We start from the raw sequence: 18,519 nt of genomic DNA on the forward strand, positions 1-18,519 counted from the left end.
CGGGCCCGTTGACATTTGCAAGCTGCCGTTTTTTTGCGCTACCTTGGCGGCGCTGCCCGAGGAATGGACATGAACGCCGTGAATGGCGCGCTTTCCGTGGGTGCAAAAACGACAGACATGACCCCGCGGCCGGGCTGGGCCGACGACAAGCGGGTGGGACAGGTGCGGGGACATTAGCACATGCTGAGTTTGGTTAAGTCGTTGACCAGCGGCCAGAAGCGTACGATTTTCCTGGCGGTCGACGCGATCCTCGTCCCGCTGTCGCTGGTCTTCGCCTTCGCAGTGCAGTCGCTTCCCGGTTCCATCAGCGCGAACATGCAGTCTTATCTGCCGGTGCTACCCTATCTGCTCGCGGCACTTCTCGGGCTTTCGTACTGGCTCGGGGTCTGCAAGGTACAGTTGAAATACTACGAGACTCACGCCATGGGCCAGACGGCCCTGCTGTCGGCTGGCCTCGTCGGGCTTTCGGCGTTGTTTTCCTGGATCGGAGGCCTCGGGTTCCCGTTCGGCCTGCATGTCGTCTTCGGAATCACCTTCTTTCTGTTCTCGGTCATCAGCCGTGGCGTGATGCTGCAGATGTTGCTGACCGTCTATCGCCGGTCCCCGCGGCGCTGCCGGGTGCTTATCTATGGTGCCGGCACGACCGGGATGCAGCTGGCCTCGGCGCTGCGCAGCCATGAGACCATAGAACCGGTCGCCTTTGTCGACGACAATTCCGCGTTCTGGGGCGTGCGGCTCGCCCGCCTGCCGGTCTACGCGCCGGTCCGCATCGCGGAAGTCGTGGAGGAAAAGAAGATCGACCGGGTGCTGGTCGCCATTCCCTCGCTCAACCAGCCCAAGCAGGCGCAACTGGTCCGGCGCCTGTCGGAAATGGGGATCGAGGTGCAGATGCTGCCTTCCTTCGCGCAGCTGATCGGCGAGGAGGCGCTGGTCGACAAGCTGACGCCGGTCAAGGCGCACAAGTTCCTCAATCGCGCGGAGGTGCGCGAGACATCGATCGCCGAAATGAACTGCTATGCCAAGCGGGTGGTCATGGTGTCGGGGGCCGGCGGTTCGATCGGCTCGGAGCTGTGCCGGCAGGTGCTCGACTGTCGTCCGACCAAGATCGTCCTCTACGAGCTCAGCGAATTCGCACTCTACAATATCGACATGGAGATGCGCCAGCTGATCGAGGACACCGGGATCGAGGTGGTTTCGGTCCTGGGCTCGATCACCGATGCGCGCCACGTCCGCAAGGTCATGCAGGACCATGCCGTGCAGGTCGTGCTGCACGCCGCAGCCTACAAGCACGTGCCGCTGGTCGAGGCGAATCCGCTGTCGGGCCTCGTGAACAACGTCATCGGCACCCAGACCCTGGCCCACCAGGCGGCCAAGGCGGGTGTCGAGCGTTTCATTCTCATCTCGTCGGACAAGGCGGTGCGCCCGACCAACGTGATGGGCGCCTCCAAACGCCTCGCAGAGCAGGTCGTCCAGGATCTTGCACGGCGCGTGCCCGAGGGCAGCGGCCCGGTCTTCACCATGGTCCGGTTCGGCAACGTCCTGGGGTCCTCGGGCTCGGTCATCCCGCTGTTCCAGGACCAGCTCAGCCGCGGCGGGCCGATCACCGTGACCGACCCCAATGTCAAACGCTATTTCATGACCGTGCAGGAGGCCGTCAAGCTGGTGCTTCAGGCGGGTGCGATGGCGCGTGGCGGCGAGGTCTTCGTGCTCGACATGGGCAAGCCGGTGTCGATCCTGCACCTCGCGCGACAGGTGATCGAGAATGCCGGCTACACGGTGCGCGACGCGGCCAACCCCGATGGAGACATCGAGATCAAGATAACCGGCCTGCGTCCCGGCGAGAAACTTTTCGAGGAGTTGACCCTGTCGGGTGACCTCTATGGCACGCGTCATCCCAAGATCTTCTCGACCCGCGAGGACAGCCTGTCGGAGATCGAGATCGCCGCGGCCCTGCGCAGCCTGCGCGAGGCGTTCGTTGCCAGTGACGAGGACATGGCGCGCGAGGTGGTCATGCGCTGGGTCGAGGGAATGCGCGCCGCTTCGGATGCGAAATCCGACGACGCGCAGCGCCTCGGCACCTAATCGCGCAAACGTGTCACCGGAATGCTGCGGTCTGGCGCCAATCCCATGAAAATCGCCTCCCGGGTCGTTGCTTTTGCGAAACGGTGCGGGCAGTAACGGCTGAAGAATGAGGCAGAGGGGCTGAGAGACGTGCGGCGTATCTCCAGAGGGCGGAAACTGCTGTTGGGTACCGTCGCAGCCTGTGCCGGCGCCGCCGGCAGCATGACGTATTTCGGCGCGCGCGCCCAGGAAGCACCGTATTTCCCTGTTTACTACGTCAACAGCCAGCCCAGCCTCAACTTCTACGGCCTGCCGGGTCTCGTGGACATGCCGAGCGCCTTCGCGATGCCCGACGCGCAATACGCGACGACCCTGTCCTATTTCGGCGGGATCACCCGCGGCACGCTCAGCTTCCAGTTCACGCCGTTCCTGTCGGGCAGCTTCCGCTACTCGCGGATCTCGGATTTCAACACGGGTGGCTTCGAGAACTACTACGACCGGAACTTCGACGTGCGCCTGCGCGTGCTCAAGGAAGGTCAGTACGCGCCCGAACTGACCATCGGCCTTCAGGACCTCGCCGGCACCGGGATTTCCTCGGCGGAATACATCGTGGCGTCGAAGAGCTTTTCCGTTCCCTCGGTCGGCAGCGGCAACGGGTCGGTCCGGGTGACCGCGGGTCTCGGCTGGGGCCGGCTTGGCAGCGCCGGCAGCATCGGGTCGACCGGCACGCGCCCGAACGTCGATCTCAGCGGGCAGGGCGGCGAGTTCTCCACGGACCAGTGGTTCCGCGGCGATTTCGCGCCCTTCGCCGGTGTCGAGTGGCAGGTCAACGACCGGATCGGTCTGAAGGCGGAATACTCCTCGGACGCCTATTTTCGGGAAACCGAGCGCCGCGACGTTTTCGACAAGGACTCGCGCTTCAACTTCGGAGCCGAGTACCAGGTGACCGACGCCCTCCGCGTCGGTGCCTACTATCTCTACGGCAGCGAGGTCGGTGTCTCGGCCCAGTGGCAGATCAACCCGCGCAAGCGCCTGACGCCCCTGCGCGTGCCCGCACCCGCGCCGGTGCCGCAGCGCCCATCGCGCAGCTCGAACCCCGAGTTGTGGTCGACGGAGTGGTCGACTTCCGAGAAGGCGCCGGGCTTTCTTGCCAAGCAGATGGACCCGCTTCTGCGGAACGAAGGTCTGCGGCTCGACTCGCTGACCGTGAGCGGCACGCAGGCCGAGTTGCGGTTCCTGAACCTGCGGTACGAATCCATCTCGAACGCGCTGGGTCGCGCGGCCCGCGTCATGGCCGCGACCATGCCGCCCTCGGTCGAGACCTTCCGGCTGGTCCCTGTCTCCGACGGGCTGGCGCTCTCGGCGGTGGTGATCCAACGCTCGGCGCTCGAACAGTACGAGTTCGCGCCGAACGCGGCCGGGGCACTGCTGGCCTCGACGGCCTTCGACGAGGCCGCGCCGTCCCTGCAGGACGCCTACACGCCCGAAGATACCTACCCGAACTTCACCTGGTCGTTGGCGCCCTATCTCGCCACCAGCTATTTCGACCCGGACAAGCCGTTCCGGGCCGATGTCGGCCTTGCCCTGCGCGGCAAGTTCCGCCCGGCGCGTGGCTGGGTGCTGGCGGGGCAACTGCGGCACAGGCTCTTCGGGGACATCGCGGACGCCGAGGCGAATTCGGACTCCGTCCTGCCGCGCGTGCGCACCGATGCGACACTCTACGCGCGGGCCAGCGACACCTATATCGAGGACCTCTACGCCAGCTACCAATGGAAGATGAGCGAGGATGTCTATGCCCGCGTCTCGGCCGGGTATCTCGAGTCGATGTTCGGCGGCATATCGGGCGAGGTGCTGTGGAAGAAGGAAGAGAGCCCGCTCGCCATCGGGGTCGAGGCCAACTACGTCGCACAACGCGAGTTCGACCGGCATTTCGGTTTCCAGGACTACGACGTGGCGACGGGCCACGTTTCGGCCTATTACGAAATGGGCGAAGGCTATATCGGGCAGGTCGACGTCGGACGCTACCTTGCAGGCGACTACGGCGCGACTTTCACGCTGACCCGCGAATTCGCCAATGGCTGGAAAATCGGCGGATTCTTCACCCTTACGGACGTCTCTGCCGAGGACTTCGGAGAGGGCTCCTTCGACAAGGGCATCAACCTGACCATCCCGCTGAGCTGGTTCACAGGCACGCCGTCGACCCGGTCGGCGGAACAGACGATCCGACCGGTGCAGCGCGACGGCGGCCAGCGGCTCGACGTGCCCGGCCGGCTTTACGAGCAGGTCCGCAGCGGTCACCGCAATGCCGTCACCGACGAATGGTCGCGCGTATGGAACTGATGCAGAAAAGCCTGAAAGCGCTGGGCGCCGCCCTGTCTCTGCTAGTGTTGAGCGCCTGCAGCTCAGGCGACGAGGCGCTGAGCAACTACGACTTCATGCGCCAGACCGTGACCCAGGTCGCCAGCCAGCAGGGCCGGGGCGAGCCCAAGCCGCTGAAGATCAACCGCCGCCTGCTCGACAACACCAAGGAAGCGGTGCTGATGGGCACGCCGGAGATCACCGGCCAGGCCGCGCTGCTGCGCCGTGTCGCGCGCCGCAACGATCCCTATCCCGGCACGCTGGAGGTCTGGCTTGCCAGCAACGCGGCGCAGGTCTCCTTCCGCGACGGCGTCGTGGTCGGCAGCAAGGGCCTGGGCGCCGACATCCAGTCTTCGGACGTCAGCCAGACCCTGTCGCGCCTGGCCGCACGACAAAGCGGGCCGACCCGGAAGCAGCTGCATTTCATCCGCGGCGACAATGCGCCCGTGGTCGTCAACATGAGCTGCAACATGGCGGATCTTGGGGCCGAGTCGGTCACCATCGTCGACCAGACCTTCCCGGTGCGCCATTTCCGTGAATCCTGCGAGGCCGAGGGCGCGCCCTTCGTTTACGACTACTGGCTCGACTACCGCAGCGGCTTGATTCGCAAGTCGCGGCAATGGATGGGGCCCTCGAACGATTATTTCGAGTTCGTTCTTCTCAAGTCCTAGACCCGGCGGATATGCTCCCGTCACGAGAGAAAACTCGGAGGGGAAGATATGAGAACATTGAAATCGTGTTTCGCGCTGGTGATCTGCTCGGCCTGTCTGGCCGGCAGCGTTCAGGCGGGCTCTCCAGTTCCTGCACCGGTCGAGCCTGACGTCTTCGTCGAAAATGACGTTGGTCTCGGACCCTGGGCGATTGCGGGCATCGCGGCGGGGCTGGCCGTGATCGTGGGCGTCATCGCTGACGAGGACGACGACGGCGACGAAGAGCCCACTACATAGCGTCTTGGGTCGACACTCGGCACGGCAAATATGGATTTCGAGCCCCGGAAAACGTGATTCGGAACCCGGCCTGTCACCGGATTGCAACCGGTACGGGCGGGAATCCCGGTTGCCTAAAAACTGGGATTCTCTGCAACAGTCCACCGAAAGCGGGAAAAAAAACAAAAACGGGCTTTGAACTTAGCGTCACGTCGGCTAGTTATTCCGTGGAGTAAGTCGTGATCCGAAAAGGAATAGCTATGAAGAACCTGACCAAACTCGTCTCCTCGGCCGCACTCGTCGCAGCCCTGTCGACCTCCGCATTTGCTGGTTCGCCGGCACCCGTTCCGGTCGAGCCGGACGTCTTCGTGGAGAACGACACCGGTCTGGGCCCGTGGGCAATCGCAGGCATCGCCGCAGGCACCGCACTGCTGATCGCTGCAATCGCCGACGACGACGACGACGAAGATACGACGACGCAGGACTGATCCGGAACCCTCCGGACCTTCCGTCGGAAGAGTCTAACAAGACGGCCTCCCAGATCGGGGGGCCGTCCTCGTTTTGGGGCCTTGACCTTCGCGCCGCGTCAAGACACGCCTCTTCAGATGAGTTCCACACTTCTTTCGTTCGGTCACGGATACTCGGCCCGCGCATTGTCCCGCAGGCTGTTGGCGCGGAACTGGCGCGTGATCGGCACGACCCGCAGCGACGACAAGGCTACCGAAATCGCGGCCACCGGTGTGGAGCCGCTGATCTGGCCCGGTGACGATCCGGGTGCGGTCCTGGCGCAAGCCGACGCCTTGCTGATCTCGGCCGCGCCAGGTCCGGATGGCGATCCGGTACTGCACGCTTTCCGGGACGAGATTGCGCAGCACGCGCGGCGGTTCAGTTGGGTGGGCTACCTCTCGACTACGGGCGTTTACGGCGATCACGGCGGTGACTGGGTGGACGAGACGACGCCGCTTGCTCCGTCGACGAAGCGCGGGATGGCGCGGATGGAGGCGGAGGCTGCCTGGGCCGCGATCCCCGGCCTGCCGCTGCATATCTTCCGGCTCGCGGGCATCTACGGCCCCGGTCGCGGTCCTTTCGAGAAGGTCCGCAACGCAACCGCGCGGCGCATCATCAAGCCCGGACAGGTCTTCAGCCGCATCCATGTCGAGGATATCGCGCAGGCCCTAGAGGCGTCGCTTGACCGGCCGAACCCCGGCGCGGTCTACAATCTCTGCGACGACGATCCGGCGCCGCCACAGGATGTCATCGCCTACGCCGCGGAACTGTTGGGCCTGCCGCTGCCGCCGGCGCAGGATTTCGAAAGCGCCGACATGTCGCCGATGGCGCGCAGTTTCTATGCCGAAAGCAAGAAAGTGCGGAACGACCGGATCAAGGACGAACTGGGCGTGACGCTGCTTTATCCTGATTATCGGACCGGGCTACAGGCGCTTTTGGCCTCCGAGGCCTAGGTCTCAGGCGCGGGCCTCGCCGATCCGAGCCACACCGAGCACCTCGAGCACCTTCTTCTCGATATCACCGGCATTCATCGCCGCGACATCGTACATCTCGGCAGGCGAGGCCTGTTCGATAAAGATGTCGGGCAGCACCATCGAGCGGTACTTCAGCCCGCCGTCGAAGACGCCCTCTTCGGCAAGCAGTTGCGCCACGTGGCTGCCGAACCCGCCGATGGCGCCTTCCTCGATGGTGATCAGCGCCTCGTGGGTCGCGGCGAGACCGAGGATCAGGTCGCGATCGAGCGGCTTGGCGAAGCGCGCGTCTGCGACAGTGGGCGAAATGCCGCGGGCCGAGAGCGCCTCGGCGGCCGTCTCAACCTCGGAGAGGCGCGTGCCAAAGGACAAGAGTGCCACGCGGCCGCCCTCGCGGATCACCCGGCCCTTGCCGATTTCCAGGGGCACGCCGCGGTCCGGCAGGTCGACGCCATTGCCCTCACCGCGCGGATAGCGGAAGGCGATGGGGCCGGCATCGTGCGCGGCGGCGGTGGCGACCATGTGCTTGAGCTCCGCCTCGTCGGCGGCGGCCATCACGACGAACCCTGGCAGATTGGCAAGGTAGGCCACGTCGAAGGCACCGGCGTGGGTGGCGCCGTCGGCCCCGACAAGGCCGGCGCGGTCGATGGCGAACCGCACCGGCAGGCGCTGGATCGCGACATCGTGCACGACCTGGTCGTAGCCGCGTTGCAGGAATGTCGAATACATCGCGCAGAACGGCTTCATGCCGCCCGCCGCGAGGCCGGCGGAGAAGGTCACCCCGTGCTGCTCGGCGATGCCCACGTCAAAGCACCGGCTGGGGTAACGCTCGGCGAAAAGGTCAAGACCGGTTCCGTCGGGCATCGCCGCGGTCACCGCACAGACCCGGTCGTCCGCCGCTGCTTCCTGCAACAGGCTTTCCGCGAAGACCCGCGTATAGCTCGGTGCGTTGGACTTCGCCTTCTTCTGCTGGCCAGTGACCACGTCGAACTTCGCCGTGGCATGCCCCTTGTCGCGCGCGCCCTCGGCCGGGGCGTAGCCCTTGCCCTTTTTCGTCACCACGTGGATCAGGATCGGCCCGGTGGCGCGGGCCTTGACCGTGCGCATCAGCGGAAGCAACTGGCCCATGTCATGCCCGTCGATGGGGCCGATGTAGGAAAACCCGAGTTGCTCGAAGAGCGTGCCGCCCATCGCCATGCCCTTGAGGATATCCTTGGCGCGCTTGGCGCCCTCGCGGAACGGCGGCGGCAGCAGGCTGACGGCGCCCTTGGCGGCGGCCTTGAAGTCCTGAAACGGCTCTTCGGCGTAGAGCCGGCTGAGATAGTTCGACATCGCGCCCACGGGCGGGGCGATCGACATCTCGTTGTCATTCAGGATCACGATCAGCCGCTTTTTCAGGTGGCCGGCGTTGTTGAGCGCCTCGTAGGCCATGCCCGCGCTCATCGCGCCGTCACCGATCACCGCGATGGCGTCACCAAGCCCCTCGGCCGTGTTGCCGCCGAGATCACGGGCCACCGCAAAGCCCAAGGCCGCGGAGATCGAGGTCGAGCTGTGCGCGGCCCCGAACGGGTCGTAAGGCGATTCGGAGCGCTTGGTGAACCCGCTCAGCCCGCCCTTCTGGCGCAGGGTGCGGATCCGGTCGCGGCGCTCGGTCAGGATCTTGTGCGGATAGCACTGGTGGCTGACATCCCAGATCAGCTTGTCCCGGGGCGTGTCGAAAACCGCGTGCAGGGCGACGGTCAGTTCCACCACGCCCAGGCCCGCGCCGAGGTGCCCGCCGGTCACCGACACCGCCGAGATCGTCTCGGCGCGCAACTCGTGGGCCAGTTGTTCCAACTCGCGGTCGCTGAGGCGCTTGAGGTCGGCGGGACGCTGGATCGTGTCGAGCAGCGGTGTCTTCGGTCGCTCGGTCATGTATGTCCTCTGGGCTACCTGTCGCGCGCAATAACGAAGCGTGCCGCCTGCCGCAAGCAGTCCGCCTCTGCGCCGTAGGGTGCAAGCGCGGCGCAGGCCTCGTCGATCAGGTCCGCGGCGCGCCGCTTTGCGGGCTCCAGTCCGAGCAGGGACACGAAGGTCGCCTTGCCCGCCGCGGCGTCCTTGCGGGTGGCCTTCCCGACCGTCTCGGCGCTGCCTTCGACATCGAGGACGTCGTCGGCGATCTGGAAGGCGAGGCCGAGGGCGGCGGCGTAGGCCTCGAGTGGCCGGGCATCGGCATCGCCCATGCGCGGACCCACCGTGGCGGCCCAACGGATCAGTGCCCCGGTCTTGCCGTCCTGCAGTACGGTGATCTCGGCAAGCGTCAGGGGTTCGTCTGCGGTCTCGGCGGCGATGTCCATCGCCTGCCCGCCGACCATACCGCGCACGCCCGCGGCCCGGGCCAGTTCCGAGACAAGGTGCAGCCGGGCCTGCGCCGGACACGCACAGCGCGCCACGAGTTCGAATGCCAGGGTCTGCAGCGCGTCGCCGGCCAGCACTGCGGTCGCCTCGTCCCAGCGGCGATGCACGGTGGGCCGGCCCCGGCGCAGGTCGTCATCGTCCATGCAGGGCAGGTCGTCGTGAACGAGACTGTAGGCGTGCAGGCATTCGATGGCGGCGGCCGCGGGCAAGGCCGCCTGCGCGGAAAACCCGTGCAGTCGCGCGCTTTCCAGAGCCAGGAACCCGCGCAAGCCCTTGCCGCCTTCGGTGGCGTATCGCATGGCCTCGGCGACCGGGTCGCGAAGGTCGCCCAGCGCGTCGCGGATGCAGTCCTCGGCGGCCTGTCGCGCGGCCGCAAGCGCCGCGGGAAATTCGGTTGCTCCCTCCGGTGCAGACAGGATCTCCGGCGCCGCGGCCACCAAGCTCAGAGCCCCTCCACCGGGGTCGTGCCGACGGGGGTTCCCTCGCCATCGAGCGTGATCTGCGCGACCTTTTCCTCGGCCTCTTTCAACTTCGCCTCGCACCGGGCCTTGAGCTTCGCACCGCGTTCGTAAAGCGCGATGCTCTCGTCGAGCGCCACGTCGCCGCGCTCGAGCTGACCGAGAACCTTTTCGAGCTCGGCCATCGCCTGCTCGAATGTCATCTGGTCGACCGGGGTATCGTTCATGTCGCTGCCTCTTCGCCTCTTCGTCGGACCGACATTACCGGTCCTGCCGGTCACATGCCAGTCGCCGCCGGCGTCCCGGCGATCCTATTCCGGCGCCAGCATGTATCCCGCGCCGCGCACCGTCTGCAGGTAGCGCGGCTGTTTCGGGTCGGCCTCGATCTTTCGCCGCAGGCGGGTGATCTGCACGTCGACGGCGCGTTCCTGCGCCTGGCCCCGGTCCCGGCCCAGCTCCTCGACCAGCCGCGCGCGGCTGATCGGTTCGTTACAATTGGCCGAGAAAATCTTCATCAACTGCATCTCGGTCGCAGTCAGGCGCACCAGTTCGTCGCCGTCCCACAATTCGCCGCGCTCCATGTCGTAGCGGATCGGACCGAGGTTCAGCACCTTCGGGGTCAGCGTTTCGGCCGGAGTCTCGGGGACGCGGCGCAGGATCGCGTTGATGCGCAGCAACAGTTCTTTCGGCTCGAAGGGCTTGGCGAGATAATCATCGGCCCCGGCCTCAAGCCCCTCGATCCGGTTGCCGGTTTCGCCCCGTGCGGTCAGCAGCAAGATCGGCACCGCGCTGTCCGCCCGCAGGGCTTTGGTCAGCGCGACGCCGTCCTCGCCGGGCATCATCACGTCGAGAACGATAAGATCGAACTCGAGACCCGACAGGATCCTGCGGGCATGTTCGGCATCGCGCGCAGCGGTCACGAGAAACCCGTTGCGGATCAGGAACTTTTGCAAGAGCGTCCGAATGCGTTCGTCGTCATCGACGATCAGCAGGTGTGCGTCGACCTCGTTCATGTGCCCGTATCCCTAAGCCGCGTGTAGGTCTGGCGCAATTCGCGATCCATCATCGCCTCGAGCACGGTGCGAAAGCCCGCGACCGCCTCCGGGCCGGCGTCGCGGAACGCCATGCGCATGCGTGCGCGCTGCGCATCCGACAGCGTCTGTTCCAGCTCGCGCCCGGGCTCGGTGAGGTAGAGGTGCCGCTCGCGCTTGTCGTTCTGTCCGATCCGGCTTTCGACCAGCCCGTCCTCGATCAGGGTCCGCAAAACCCGGTTCAGCGACTGCTTGGTGACGCCGAGGATGTTCAGCAGGTTGTTCACCGTGGTTCCGGGCGCGCGGTTGATGAAATGGATGGCCCGGTGATGCGCACGACCGTATGCCATGTCCGACAGGATCCTGTCCGGATCGGCGGTGAACCCCCGGTAGGCGAAGAACATCGCCTCGATCCCCTGACGCAGTTGCTCGTCGGTCAAAAACAGCAGGGTTTCGCCGCTGTAATGCGCGCTCCCGCGTCCTTCTGCCATCTCGCGCCTCGTCGCCGATTGTTACGCCGCGAGCCCAGCATAAGTCAGCGTTATTGACATTCCAAGAGCGAAGGCGTATCGACTTTCAGGTTTTGCGCAATTTTGTGTCCGATACGGCCCTGATTTGCGCAACAAAAGGAAACGCAAGGCTCAAGCAAGGGAAGGAAACATCATGGCTGGCGCCTACAACGACCGCGACGGGTACATCTGGATGGATGGCAAGCTGGTGGACTGGCGCGAGGCCAACGTGCACATTTTGACCCATGCCATGCACTACGCCTCGTCGGTATTCGAGGGAGAGCGCAGCTACGGCGGCAAGATCTTCAAGAGCCGCGCGCATTCCGAGCGGCTGCTGTTCTCCGGACGCGAACTCGACATGGAGATCCCCTACACCGTCGACGAGATCGAGGCGGCGAAGTACGAGACGCTGAAGGCGAACAACCTGAGCGACGCCTATGTGCGCGCGGTCGCTTGGCGCGGCGCGGGCGAGGACATGGGCGTCAGTTCGTCGCGCAACCCGGTGCGGCTGGCGATCGCGACCTGGGAATGGGGCGCCTACTACGGCGATTCGAAGTTCAAGGGCGCCAAGCTCGACATCTCGAAATGGAAACGCCCGAGCCCGGAAACCATCCCGGTGCATGCCAAGGCCGCGGGCCTCTACATGATCTGCACCGCCTCCAAGCACGCCGCCGAGGCCAAAGGCTGCTCGGACGCGCTGTTCATGGACTACCGCGGCTACGTAGCCGAGGCGACCGGGGCCAACATCTTCTTCGTCAAGAACGGCGAGGTGCATACGCCCGACCCGGACTGCTTTCTCAACGGCCTGACACGCCAGACGGTGATCGGGATGCTCAAGGAGCGTCAGGTCAAGGTGCACGAGCGTCACATCATGCCCGACGAGCTGGAAGGGTTCGAACAGTGTTGGCTGACCGGCACCGCGGCCGAGGTCACGCCCGTCGGGCAGATCGGCGATTACAACTTCGAGGTCGGCGAGATGACCCGCGACATCGCCACCGCCTACGAGAAACTGGTCCGCGCCTGACCCTGCAGTCAATCGAGCGCTGCTGCGACCCCGCCCCGACAAGGGCGGGGTTTTCGCGTTCAGGACCCCGGACCGGCGTCACCAATTCTTCAGCAAAAATTCACTCTGTGGTAGTGTGCCGGTTACATGCCGCCGGCACGTCTGGTGCGGTCAGAGATGCGGCGCGCCTTTCGCCGCCCCAGCCCGCAGAGGATTGAACGAGATGACCCTGATCCGACCGACCCGGCGCGCCATACTTGCCGGTACATCCGCCTTCGCCGCTACCCTCGCCATGCCGTCGCTCAGCCGCGCAGCGCAGCGCCCGGCATTCACGCATGGCGTACAGTCGGGCGATGTCGACACCGGATCGGGGATGATCTGGACGCGGGTCGACCGTCCGGCGCGGATCATGATGGAAGTCTCGACCACCGAAACCTTCGAAGACGCCCGCAGGCTCACCCCGATGGACGCGCTGCCGGAAAGCGACTTCGCGATCAAGCGCCTGGTCGAGGGGCTGCCCTCGGATCAGGAGATCTTCTACCGCTTCGTCGCCGCCGACCTCAGTGACCCGACCGTCACCTCCGAATCGATCACCGGTCGTTTCCGCACCGCGCCCAACGCGCGGCGCGACATCCGCTTTGCCTGGTCGGGCGACACAGCGGGGCAGGGCTGGGGGATCGATCCCGAGGGCATGCTGACCTATGCCACGATGTCCGGTCACCGGCCCGATTTCTTCATCCATTCCGGCGACACCGTCTATGCCGACGGCCCGATGGAAGACGAGGTGTCGCTGCCGGATGGCGGAACCTGGACGAACGCGCTGCTGATCCCGGAAAAGCGCAAGGTGGCCGAAACGCTCGACGAGTTCCGCGGTCAGTGGAAATACAACATGATGGATGCGCATGTGCGAGCGATGAACGCGGAGGTGCCGGTTTTCATGCAATGGGACGACCATGAGGTGGTCAACAACTGGTCCGATGCCAAGAACCTCGCCGACGACGACCGCTACAGCGAGAAATCGGTGCATGTCCTCGCAGCCCGCGCAACACGTGCCTTCCACGAGATGGTGCCGCTGCGGATGACCCCGGCGGAACCCTCGCGGGTCTATCGCAAGATCGCCTACGGACCGATGCTCGATATCTTCTTTCTCGATCTGCGCAGCTATCGCGGGCCGAACAGCACCGGACTGCAGGACGAGATGACGGATGACAGCCGCATCCTCGGGCCGGACCAGCTGGCCTGGCTCAAGCGGGAACTGTCGATGTCCCAGGCGACGTGGAAGGTGATTGCCTGTGACATGCCCATCGGACTTGTCGTTCCGGACGGCGACTTGATCGAGGCGATCGGCAACCGCGACGGCGGCGCGCCGAAGGGACGCGAACTGGAAATCGCCGAGCTGCTGCGGTTCATCAAGACGGCTGGCGTGCGCAACACGGTCTGGTTCACGGCCGACGTGCACTACACGGCCGCGCACCACTACGATCCGAACCGGGCACAGTTCCAGGATTTCGAGCCGTTCTGGGAATTCGTGTCAGGTCCGCTGCATGCCGGATCCTTTGGGCCCAACGCGCTCGACGCGACGTTCGGCCCCGAAGTCCGGTTCTTCAAAGCGCCCCCGGAAGGTCAGGCGAACCTGCCGCCGTCGGCCGGTCTGCAGTTCTTCGGGTTGGTGGATATCGATGCTCAGACGCAGCAGATGACCGTGCGGCTGATGGACCGGGCCGACACCGAGCTGTGGAAGATCACTCTCGATCCGGCCGACGCTGCAATCTGAGCGATGCGGCGCAGGGCTCCGGAGACGCCGGTGCCCTGCGGTCCGGTCGCGGCGCGATGGCCGGGCGGGATGAGCCCAACGGCGGCCAGTCCGCCGTGGAAAACGCTCGCGACAGCCGGATCGAGATCGTCCAGAAGAGCCCAGTTGCTCATCGCCCCGTTCCAGAGCGTTCCGGTGCTTTCGTCGTTCACCCGGACCGAAATGCTGATGACCTTCACCTCGTCGCCGCGTCGCGTGCCGCGCACGCGCACCCGTGTCGCCGTCGTTTCGGGGTGAAACCAGTACCAGTCCGCCCCTTGTTTCTGCCAGCCTGCGGTTCGGAAGGTCGTCTCGGTCACCTGATCGCGCATCGATTGCTGTCCTTTGCCCTTTTCTCGTGATGCCGGCGCCGCTTGCGTGTTCGAGGGCGCCAAGCCCTGCTTGGGGAAGTGGCGGGACCGGGAGGCACCGGTCCCGCCGACTGCGCGGATCAGGCGGCGGCGGGAAGAAGCGACTCTTCGCCGGCCCGTGTCCGGTACTCGTTACAACTGCTCGCGAAGGCGTCGATGGTTTCGACGGTCAGGTCGCGACATACATCACCCGGCCCGACGCATGGATCTGCGGCATCCTGCGGGTAATAAAATTCACCCATACTTGCTGCGGTCGGGCTGATCATTTCTCGAAATCCTTTGAACGAATGCGACTAATGGACTTGCGCACCGGGAGTGGGATGCGGCGCTACACGTATTGCGCGATTAATGGATACCGCCGTTGCGCGTCGCGTGTATGTGACCTTGGTCACGTTCGCGGAGATTTTTCCGGATTGTAGATGCGAAAGTCGTGTCGCGTGCGCTTGGCGCACCCGCAAGCGGGTTCAGCATGGAGGGAACCGGGCGCGGCGCCGTCATCCTCATTGGCCGGAGCGGGCTGATGAAGCTTTCTGCCAAATCCGCGCCTTTTGAAGATGAACGCACGTCCGACTCGCTCCCGCCGCCTGCAGGCGACCGCTCAGCCTTGGCGCAGGGCCGGCAGTCCGACGCCGGTGCTTTCGAACCCGCCGTCGGCGGCGATGATCTGGCCGGTGACGTAGCTGGCCTTGTCCGAGCAGAGGAACACGATGACCTCGGCGATCTCGGTCTCGGTCCCGTAGCGATTCAGGGGGATGGCGTCGTGGTAGGCGTCGATGATGGCCTGGCTGTGCACCGCCATCGCGAGCTTGGTGCGCACCGGGCCGGGGCAGACGCAGTTGGCGCGGATGCCGTCCTCGCCCAGTTCCGCGGCCTGCTGCTTGGTCAGCTGGATCACGGCGGCCTTCGAGGTGCCGTAGGCGACGCGCAGGGTCGAGGCGCGCAGGCCCGAGATCGAGGCGATGTTGACGATCGCGCCGCCGGTCTTTTTCAGCGCCGGAACCGTGGCCTGCGAGACCAGGAAGACGCCGTCGAGATTGGTTTCCATAACACGACGCCACATGGCGAAGTCGGTCTTTTCGATGGGCGCGAAGTCGGCGACCCCGGCGTTGTTGACCAGCGCGTCGATACGGCCGAAGCGATCGGTCACCGCCACAACCATCCTGTCGACCGCCTTCGGGTCGGAGACATCGCAGGCGAAATCGGCCGTCGCCTCGTCGAACTCCGCCGCGGCGATGTCGAGCTCGTCGAGATCGCGGTCGACCATGGCGACCTTCCAGCCCGCATCGACGAACAGCCGGGTCGTGGCGAGTCCGATTCCGCGCGCCGCCCCGGTGACCAGTGCAACCTTCTCCGTCATCGCGCCCTCCTCAGTAATCCACGCCGCGCTGCGCCTTGATGCCGGCCTTGTAGGGATGCCGGACCTCGCCCATCTCGGTAACCAGGTCGGCATGCTCGATGATCTCGGGCTTGGCGTCGCGCCCGGTCAAGATGACCGCCGTGCGCTTGTCCCGCGCCTCGAGCGCCGCGAGCACCCGGTCCACGGGCAGGTAGTCGTAGCGCAGGGCGATGTTGATCTCGTCGAGGACGACAAGGTCGTAATCGCCGCTCATCAGCATGTCCTCGGCCTTGGCGAAGGCCGCCTCGGCGGCGGCGATGTCGCGGTCGCGGTCCTGCGTGTCCCAGGTGAAACCCTCGCCCATCGTGTGCCAGGTCACCCCGCCGAGATCCTCGAAGAACCGCCGCTCGCCGGTGACCCACTTGCCCTTGATGAACTGCACCACGCCGACGCTCTGCTTCCAGCCGAGCGCCCGGACGATGACTCCGATCGCGGACGAGGTCTTGCCCTTGCCGGCGCCGGTATGAACCAGCACGAGACCCTTGTCGGGGTCGCGCAACTCGGCGCGCTTGGCTGCCTTCTCGGCCTGCTTGCGCTGGCGGTCTTCCTTGTGCTGCTCGGCGGTCGACATGGCCTCTCCTTTCAACCCTTGTGAACCATCAGCGGCCGCGCCTTGCCGCGCGGCAGGCCCAGACGGTGTTCGCGCCAGATCACCAGAATGCCCGCCACGATGACAAGGGCCGATCCGATCAGCATGACGAGTGTCGGCAATTCCGAAAACCAGACGTATCCGATGATGATGGCGAAGATCATCGCGGTGTAGTCGTAAGGCGCCAGCATCGAGGTGGTGCCGAACCGGTAGGCCGAGGTGACGAGGATCTGCGCCACGCCACCCAGCAGACCGGCGGTGATGAGCAAGGCCAGCGTATCGCCCTGCGGCATCACCCAGCCGAAGGGCAGGGTGAGCAACGACAGCAGCGTGGCGAAGCTGGAAAAGTAGAAGACCACCGCGGCCGTGTGCTCGGTCTGGACAAGCTGGCGGATGTGGATCTGCACGAAGCTGCGCATGACCGTCGCGATGAGGATCAGCAACGCGCCCAGGGCCGCGGCATCCTCGAACCCGCCCCAACTGGAAAAGCGCGGCCAGAGGATGATGATCACGCCCACGAGTCCCAGCGCCACCGCGCTGATGCGGAATAGCCGGATGCGCTCGCCCAGCATCACGGCGGCGAGGATGACGGTGAAGATCGGTGTCGCGAAGCCGATGGCCGTGACCTCCGGAAGCGGCAGCAGGCCGAGACCGGCAAAGCTCAGGCCCATTGCCGTGGTCCCCAAGAGTCCGCGCCAGAAGTGACCCATCGGGTTGCTGGTCTTGAGCCCGTTGCGCAACTCCCCGCGCTGGGCCAGCCAGACCAGGATGATCGGGATGGCAAAGAGCGAACGAAAGAAGACCTGTTCGCCTGCCGGTACCTCGTCGGAGGTGGCCTTGATCAGGGCCGACATGACCGAGAACAGGGCCATCGCCGTGACCTTGAGCCCCACGCCGAGCGCCGGGCGCGTCGAGTGGTCGGCGACCTTCACGGCGCGGTGGCTTTCGCGGTGTCGCCGCTCACCCGATCATGCCGCGGTTCGCGCCGACCTGCCCGCGATGCAGCAGCATGTGGTCGAGGATCACGCAGGCCATCATCGCCTCGCCCACCGGCACGGCGCGAATGCCGACGCAGGGATCGTGCCGGCCCTTGGTGACGATCTCGGTTTCTTCGCCGGACTTGGTGATCGTGCGGCGCGGGGTCAGGATCGACGAGGTCGGTTTGACCGCGAAGCGCACGACGATGTCCTGCCCGGTGCTGATCCCGCCAAGGATGCCGCCCGCGTGGTTGGAGGAGAACTCGGGCCCGTTCTCGCCCATGAAGATCTCGTCCGCGTTGGCCTCGCCGGTGAGCATCGCTGCCGACATGCCCTCTCCGACTTCCACGCCCTTGACCGCGTTGATGCTCATCATCGCCGTGGCAAGATCGGTGTCGAGCTTGCCGTAGACCGGCGCGCCCAGCCCCGCCGGCACGCCGCGGGCGGTGACTTCGATGATCGCACCGACCGAGCTGCCCGACTTGCGCAAACCGTCGAGATAATCCGCCCAGGTTTCGGCGGCTGTCGGGTCCGGCGTCCAGAACGGGTTGCGCTCGATCTCGTCCCAGTCGAAGCGGTCGCGGTCGATCTCGTGCTCGCCCATGCGCACCATGTAGCCGTTGATGCGGATCTCGGGCGCCAGCGTCCGGATCGCCTCACGCGCCAGCCCGCCTGCGGCGACACGTGCCGCGGTCTCGCGCGCCGACGAGCGCCCGCCGCCGCGATAGTCGCGGATGCCGTATTTCTGCCAGTAGGTGATGTCGGCATGTCCGGGCCGGAATTTCTCGGCGATCTCGGAATAGTCCTTCGACCGCTGGTCGGTGTTCTCGATCATCAGCTGAACGGGCGTGCCGGTTGTCACGCCCTCGAAGGTGCCGGACAGGATCTTCACCCCGTCGGCCTCGCGGCGCTGGGTGGTGTACTTGTTCTGCCCCGGTTTCCGGCGGTCGAGCCAGTGCTGGATCGTCGCCGCATCGATCGGCACGCCGGGCGGGCAGCCGTCGACGGTTGCGCCAAGCGCGGGTCCGTGGCTCTCGCCCCAGGTGGTGACGCGGAAGAGGTGGCCGAAACTGTTGATGGACATGGAAAGGCGGCTCCTTCGCCCCCTCTGTTAGCCGCGCGATCCGACAGCCTCAAGCCTTATCGCTTGCCAATCCCCGGAGCGCGTTCTAG

The 18,519-nt window shown here is 65.5% G+C and carries 19 protein-coding genes; 8 read left to right on the forward strand and 11 right to left on the reverse strand.

Going from position 1 to position 18,519, the window contains the following annotated elements:
- Positions 1-180: 180 nt before the first annotated feature.
- The 6 genes from R5H30_RS09500 (at position 181) to R5H30_RS09525 (ending at position 6,805) form a co-directional block, all read left to right on the forward strand.
- A complete protein-coding gene (locus R5H30_RS09500; protein ID WP_318328030.1) occupies positions 181-2,082 on the forward strand; it encodes a polysaccharide biosynthesis protein in 1,902 nt (633 codons plus the stop codon).
- A gap of 162 nt (positions 2,083-2,244) precedes the next feature.
- Positions 2,245-4,401: a YjbH domain-containing protein gene (locus tag R5H30_RS09505; RefSeq protein WP_318328031.1), complete on the forward strand. Its 2,157-nt coding sequence runs from the start codon at positions 2,245-2,247 to the stop codon at positions 4,399-4,401.
- Positions 4,380-5,090, forward strand: coding sequence for a YjbF family lipoprotein (locus R5H30_RS09510; RefSeq protein ID WP_318328032.1), 711 nt, complete (start codon positions 4,380-4,382; stop codon positions 5,088-5,090). The genes R5H30_RS09505 and R5H30_RS09510 overlap by 22 nt, the downstream gene beginning before the upstream one ends.
- 48 nt (positions 5,091-5,138) lie before the next feature.
- Positions 5,139-5,366 carry a hypothetical protein gene (locus R5H30_RS09515; RefSeq protein ID WP_318328033.1) on the forward strand — a complete coding sequence of 76 codons (228 nt, stop codon included), beginning with the start codon at positions 5,139-5,141 and terminating at the stop codon, positions 5,364-5,366.
- Positions 5,367-5,605: 239 nt separating this feature from the next.
- Positions 5,606-5,833, forward strand: a complete 228-nt coding sequence (locus R5H30_RS09520; RefSeq protein ID WP_318328035.1) for a hypothetical protein — start codon at positions 5,606-5,608, stop codon at positions 5,831-5,833.
- Positions 5,834-5,950: 117 nt separating this feature from the next.
- Positions 5,951-6,805 carry an SDR family oxidoreductase gene (locus tag R5H30_RS09525; protein WP_318328036.1) on the forward strand — a complete coding sequence of 285 codons (855 nt, stop codon included), beginning with the start codon at positions 5,951-5,953 and terminating at the stop codon, positions 6,803-6,805.
- Between the two features lie 3 nt (positions 6,806-6,808).
- Here the strand turns inward: R5H30_RS09525 and dxs are convergent, their stop codons facing one another.
- The 5 genes from dxs to R5H30_RS09550 all read right to left on the reverse strand — a co-directional run bounded on the left by dxs (position 6,809) and on the right by R5H30_RS09550 (position 11,200).
- Complete coding sequence (gene dxs, locus R5H30_RS09530; RefSeq protein ID WP_318328037.1) at positions 6,809-8,737, reverse strand: 1-deoxy-D-xylulose-5-phosphate synthase; 1,929 nt, start codon at positions 8,735-8,737, stop codon at positions 6,809-6,811.
- Positions 8,738-8,751: 14 nt separating this feature from the next.
- Positions 8,752-9,657, reverse strand: coding sequence for a polyprenyl synthetase family protein (locus tag R5H30_RS09535; protein WP_412105124.1), 906 nt, complete (start codon positions 9,655-9,657; stop codon positions 8,752-8,754).
- 5 nt (positions 9,658-9,662) lie between these two features.
- On the reverse strand, positions 9,663-9,905 hold the full coding sequence (locus tag R5H30_RS09540) for an exodeoxyribonuclease VII small subunit (protein ID WP_318328038.1): 243 nt from the start codon (positions 9,903-9,905) through the stop codon (positions 9,663-9,665).
- 84 nt (positions 9,906-9,989) lie between these two features.
- Complete coding sequence (locus R5H30_RS09545; RefSeq protein WP_318328039.1) at positions 9,990-10,691, reverse strand: response regulator; 702 nt, start codon at positions 10,689-10,691, stop codon at positions 9,990-9,992.
- Complete coding sequence (locus R5H30_RS09550; RefSeq protein WP_318328040.1) at positions 10,688-11,200, reverse strand: MarR family winged helix-turn-helix transcriptional regulator; 513 nt, start codon at positions 11,198-11,200, stop codon at positions 10,688-10,690. The genes R5H30_RS09545 and R5H30_RS09550 overlap by 4 nt, the downstream gene beginning before the upstream one ends.
- Before the next feature lie 172 nt (positions 11,201-11,372).
- On the opposite strand from R5H30_RS09550, the gene R5H30_RS09555 reads away from it, so the two are divergent.
- Both R5H30_RS09555 and R5H30_RS09560 read left to right on the forward strand, forming a co-directional pair.
- Entirely contained in the window at positions 11,373-12,242 is an 870-nt protein-coding gene (locus tag R5H30_RS09555) for a branched-chain amino acid aminotransferase (protein ID WP_318328041.1), read from the forward strand.
- A 202-nt stretch (positions 12,243-12,444) separates the two neighbouring features.
- Positions 12,445-13,995 (forward strand): alkaline phosphatase D family protein, encoded by a 1,551-nt coding sequence (locus R5H30_RS09560; protein ID WP_318328042.1) that lies wholly within the window; start codon positions 12,445-12,447, stop codon positions 13,993-13,995.
- On the opposite strand, the gene R5H30_RS09565 is transcribed toward R5H30_RS09560, so the two are convergent.
- From R5H30_RS09565 to aroC, 6 genes are all read right to left on the reverse strand, one after another.
- On the reverse strand, positions 13,905-14,345 hold the full coding sequence (locus R5H30_RS09565) for a hypothetical protein (protein WP_318328043.1): 441 nt from the start codon (positions 14,343-14,345) through the stop codon (positions 13,905-13,907). The genes R5H30_RS09560 and R5H30_RS09565 overlap by 91 nt on opposite strands.
- A gap of 119 nt (positions 14,346-14,464) precedes the next feature.
- A complete protein-coding gene (locus R5H30_RS09570) occupies positions 14,465-14,650 on the reverse strand; it encodes a hypothetical protein (protein ID WP_318328044.1) in 186 nt (61 codons plus the stop codon).
- Positions 14,651-14,982: 332 nt separating this feature from the next.
- Entirely contained in the window at positions 14,983-15,741 is a 759-nt protein-coding gene (locus R5H30_RS09575; protein ID WP_318328045.1) for an SDR family NAD(P)-dependent oxidoreductase, read from the reverse strand.
- A gap of 10 nt (positions 15,742-15,751) precedes the next feature.
- Entirely contained in the window at positions 15,752-16,351 is a 600-nt protein-coding gene (gene cobO / locus R5H30_RS09580; protein ID WP_318328046.1) for a cob(I)yrinic acid a,c-diamide adenosyltransferase, read from the reverse strand.
- 11 nt (positions 16,352-16,362) lie between these two features.
- Positions 16,363-17,301, reverse strand: coding sequence for a DMT family transporter (locus R5H30_RS09585; protein WP_318328047.1), 939 nt, complete (start codon positions 17,299-17,301; stop codon positions 16,363-16,365).
- A 28-nt stretch (positions 17,302-17,329) separates the two neighbouring features.
- Positions 17,330-18,430 (reverse strand): chorismate synthase, encoded by a 1,101-nt coding sequence (gene aroC, locus R5H30_RS09590; RefSeq protein WP_318328048.1) that lies wholly within the window; start codon positions 18,428-18,430, stop codon positions 17,330-17,332.
- Positions 18,431-18,519 lie beyond the last annotated feature (89 nt).

The sequence above is a fragment of the Roseobacter sp. FCG-D35 genome (assembly GCF_033436665.1).
GTDB lineage: Bacteria > Pseudomonadota > Alphaproteobacteria > Rhodobacterales > Rhodobacteraceae > JAWQFO01.

Excerpts from the sequence above, each read along its gene's own strand:
- R5H30_RS09510 (WP_318328032.1), top strand. The coding sequence starts at position 4,380 with ATGGTCGCGCGTATGGAACTGATGCAGAAAAGCCTGAAAGCGCTGGGC.
- R5H30_RS09500 (WP_318328030.1), top strand. The coding sequence starts at position 181 with ATGCTGAGTTTGGTTAAGTCGTTGACCAGCGGCCAGAAGCGTACGATT.
- R5H30_RS09560 (WP_318328042.1), top strand. The coding sequence starts at position 12,445 with ATGACCCTGATCCGACCGACCCGGCGCGCCATACTTGCCGGTACATCC.
- R5H30_RS09545 (WP_318328039.1), bottom strand. The coding sequence starts at position 10,691 with ATGAACGAGGTCGACGCACACCTGCTGATCGTCGATGACGACGAACGC.
- R5H30_RS09520 (WP_318328035.1), top strand. The coding sequence starts at position 5,606 with ATGAAGAACCTGACCAAACTCGTCTCCTCGGCCGCACTCGTCGCAGCC.
- cobO (WP_318328046.1), bottom strand. The coding sequence starts at position 16,351 with ATGTCGACCGCCGAGCAGCACAAGGAAGACCGCCAGCGCAAGCAGGCC.
- R5H30_RS09525 (WP_318328036.1), top strand. The coding sequence starts at position 5,951 with ATGAGTTCCACACTTCTTTCGTTCGGTCACGGATACTCGGCCCGCGCA.
- R5H30_RS09570 (WP_318328044.1), bottom strand. The coding sequence starts at position 14,650 with ATGATCAGCCCGACCGCAGCAAGTATGGGTGAATTTTATTACCCGCAG.
- R5H30_RS09565 (WP_318328043.1), bottom strand. The coding sequence starts at position 14,345 with ATGCGCGATCAGGTGACCGAGACGACCTTCCGAACCGCAGGCTGGCAG.
- R5H30_RS09550 (WP_318328040.1), bottom strand. The coding sequence starts at position 11,200 with ATGGCAGAAGGACGCGGGAGCGCGCATTACAGCGGCGAAACCCTGCTG.
- R5H30_RS09540 (WP_318328038.1), bottom strand. The coding sequence starts at position 9,905 with ATGAACGATACCCCGGTCGACCAGATGACATTCGAGCAGGCGATGGCC.
- R5H30_RS09515 (WP_318328033.1), top strand. The coding sequence starts at position 5,139 with ATGAGAACATTGAAATCGTGTTTCGCGCTGGTGATCTGCTCGGCCTGT.
- R5H30_RS09555 (WP_318328041.1), top strand. The coding sequence starts at position 11,373 with ATGGCTGGCGCCTACAACGACCGCGACGGGTACATCTGGATGGATGGC.
- dxs (WP_318328037.1), bottom strand. The coding sequence starts at position 8,737 with ATGACCGAGCGACCGAAGACACCGCTGCTCGACACGATCCAGCGTCCC.
- R5H30_RS09575 (WP_318328045.1), bottom strand. The coding sequence starts at position 15,741 with ATGACGGAGAAGGTTGCACTGGTCACCGGGGCGGCGCGCGGAATCGGA.
- aroC (WP_318328048.1), bottom strand. The coding sequence starts at position 18,430 with ATGTCCATCAACAGTTTCGGCCACCTCTTCCGCGTCACCACCTGGGGC.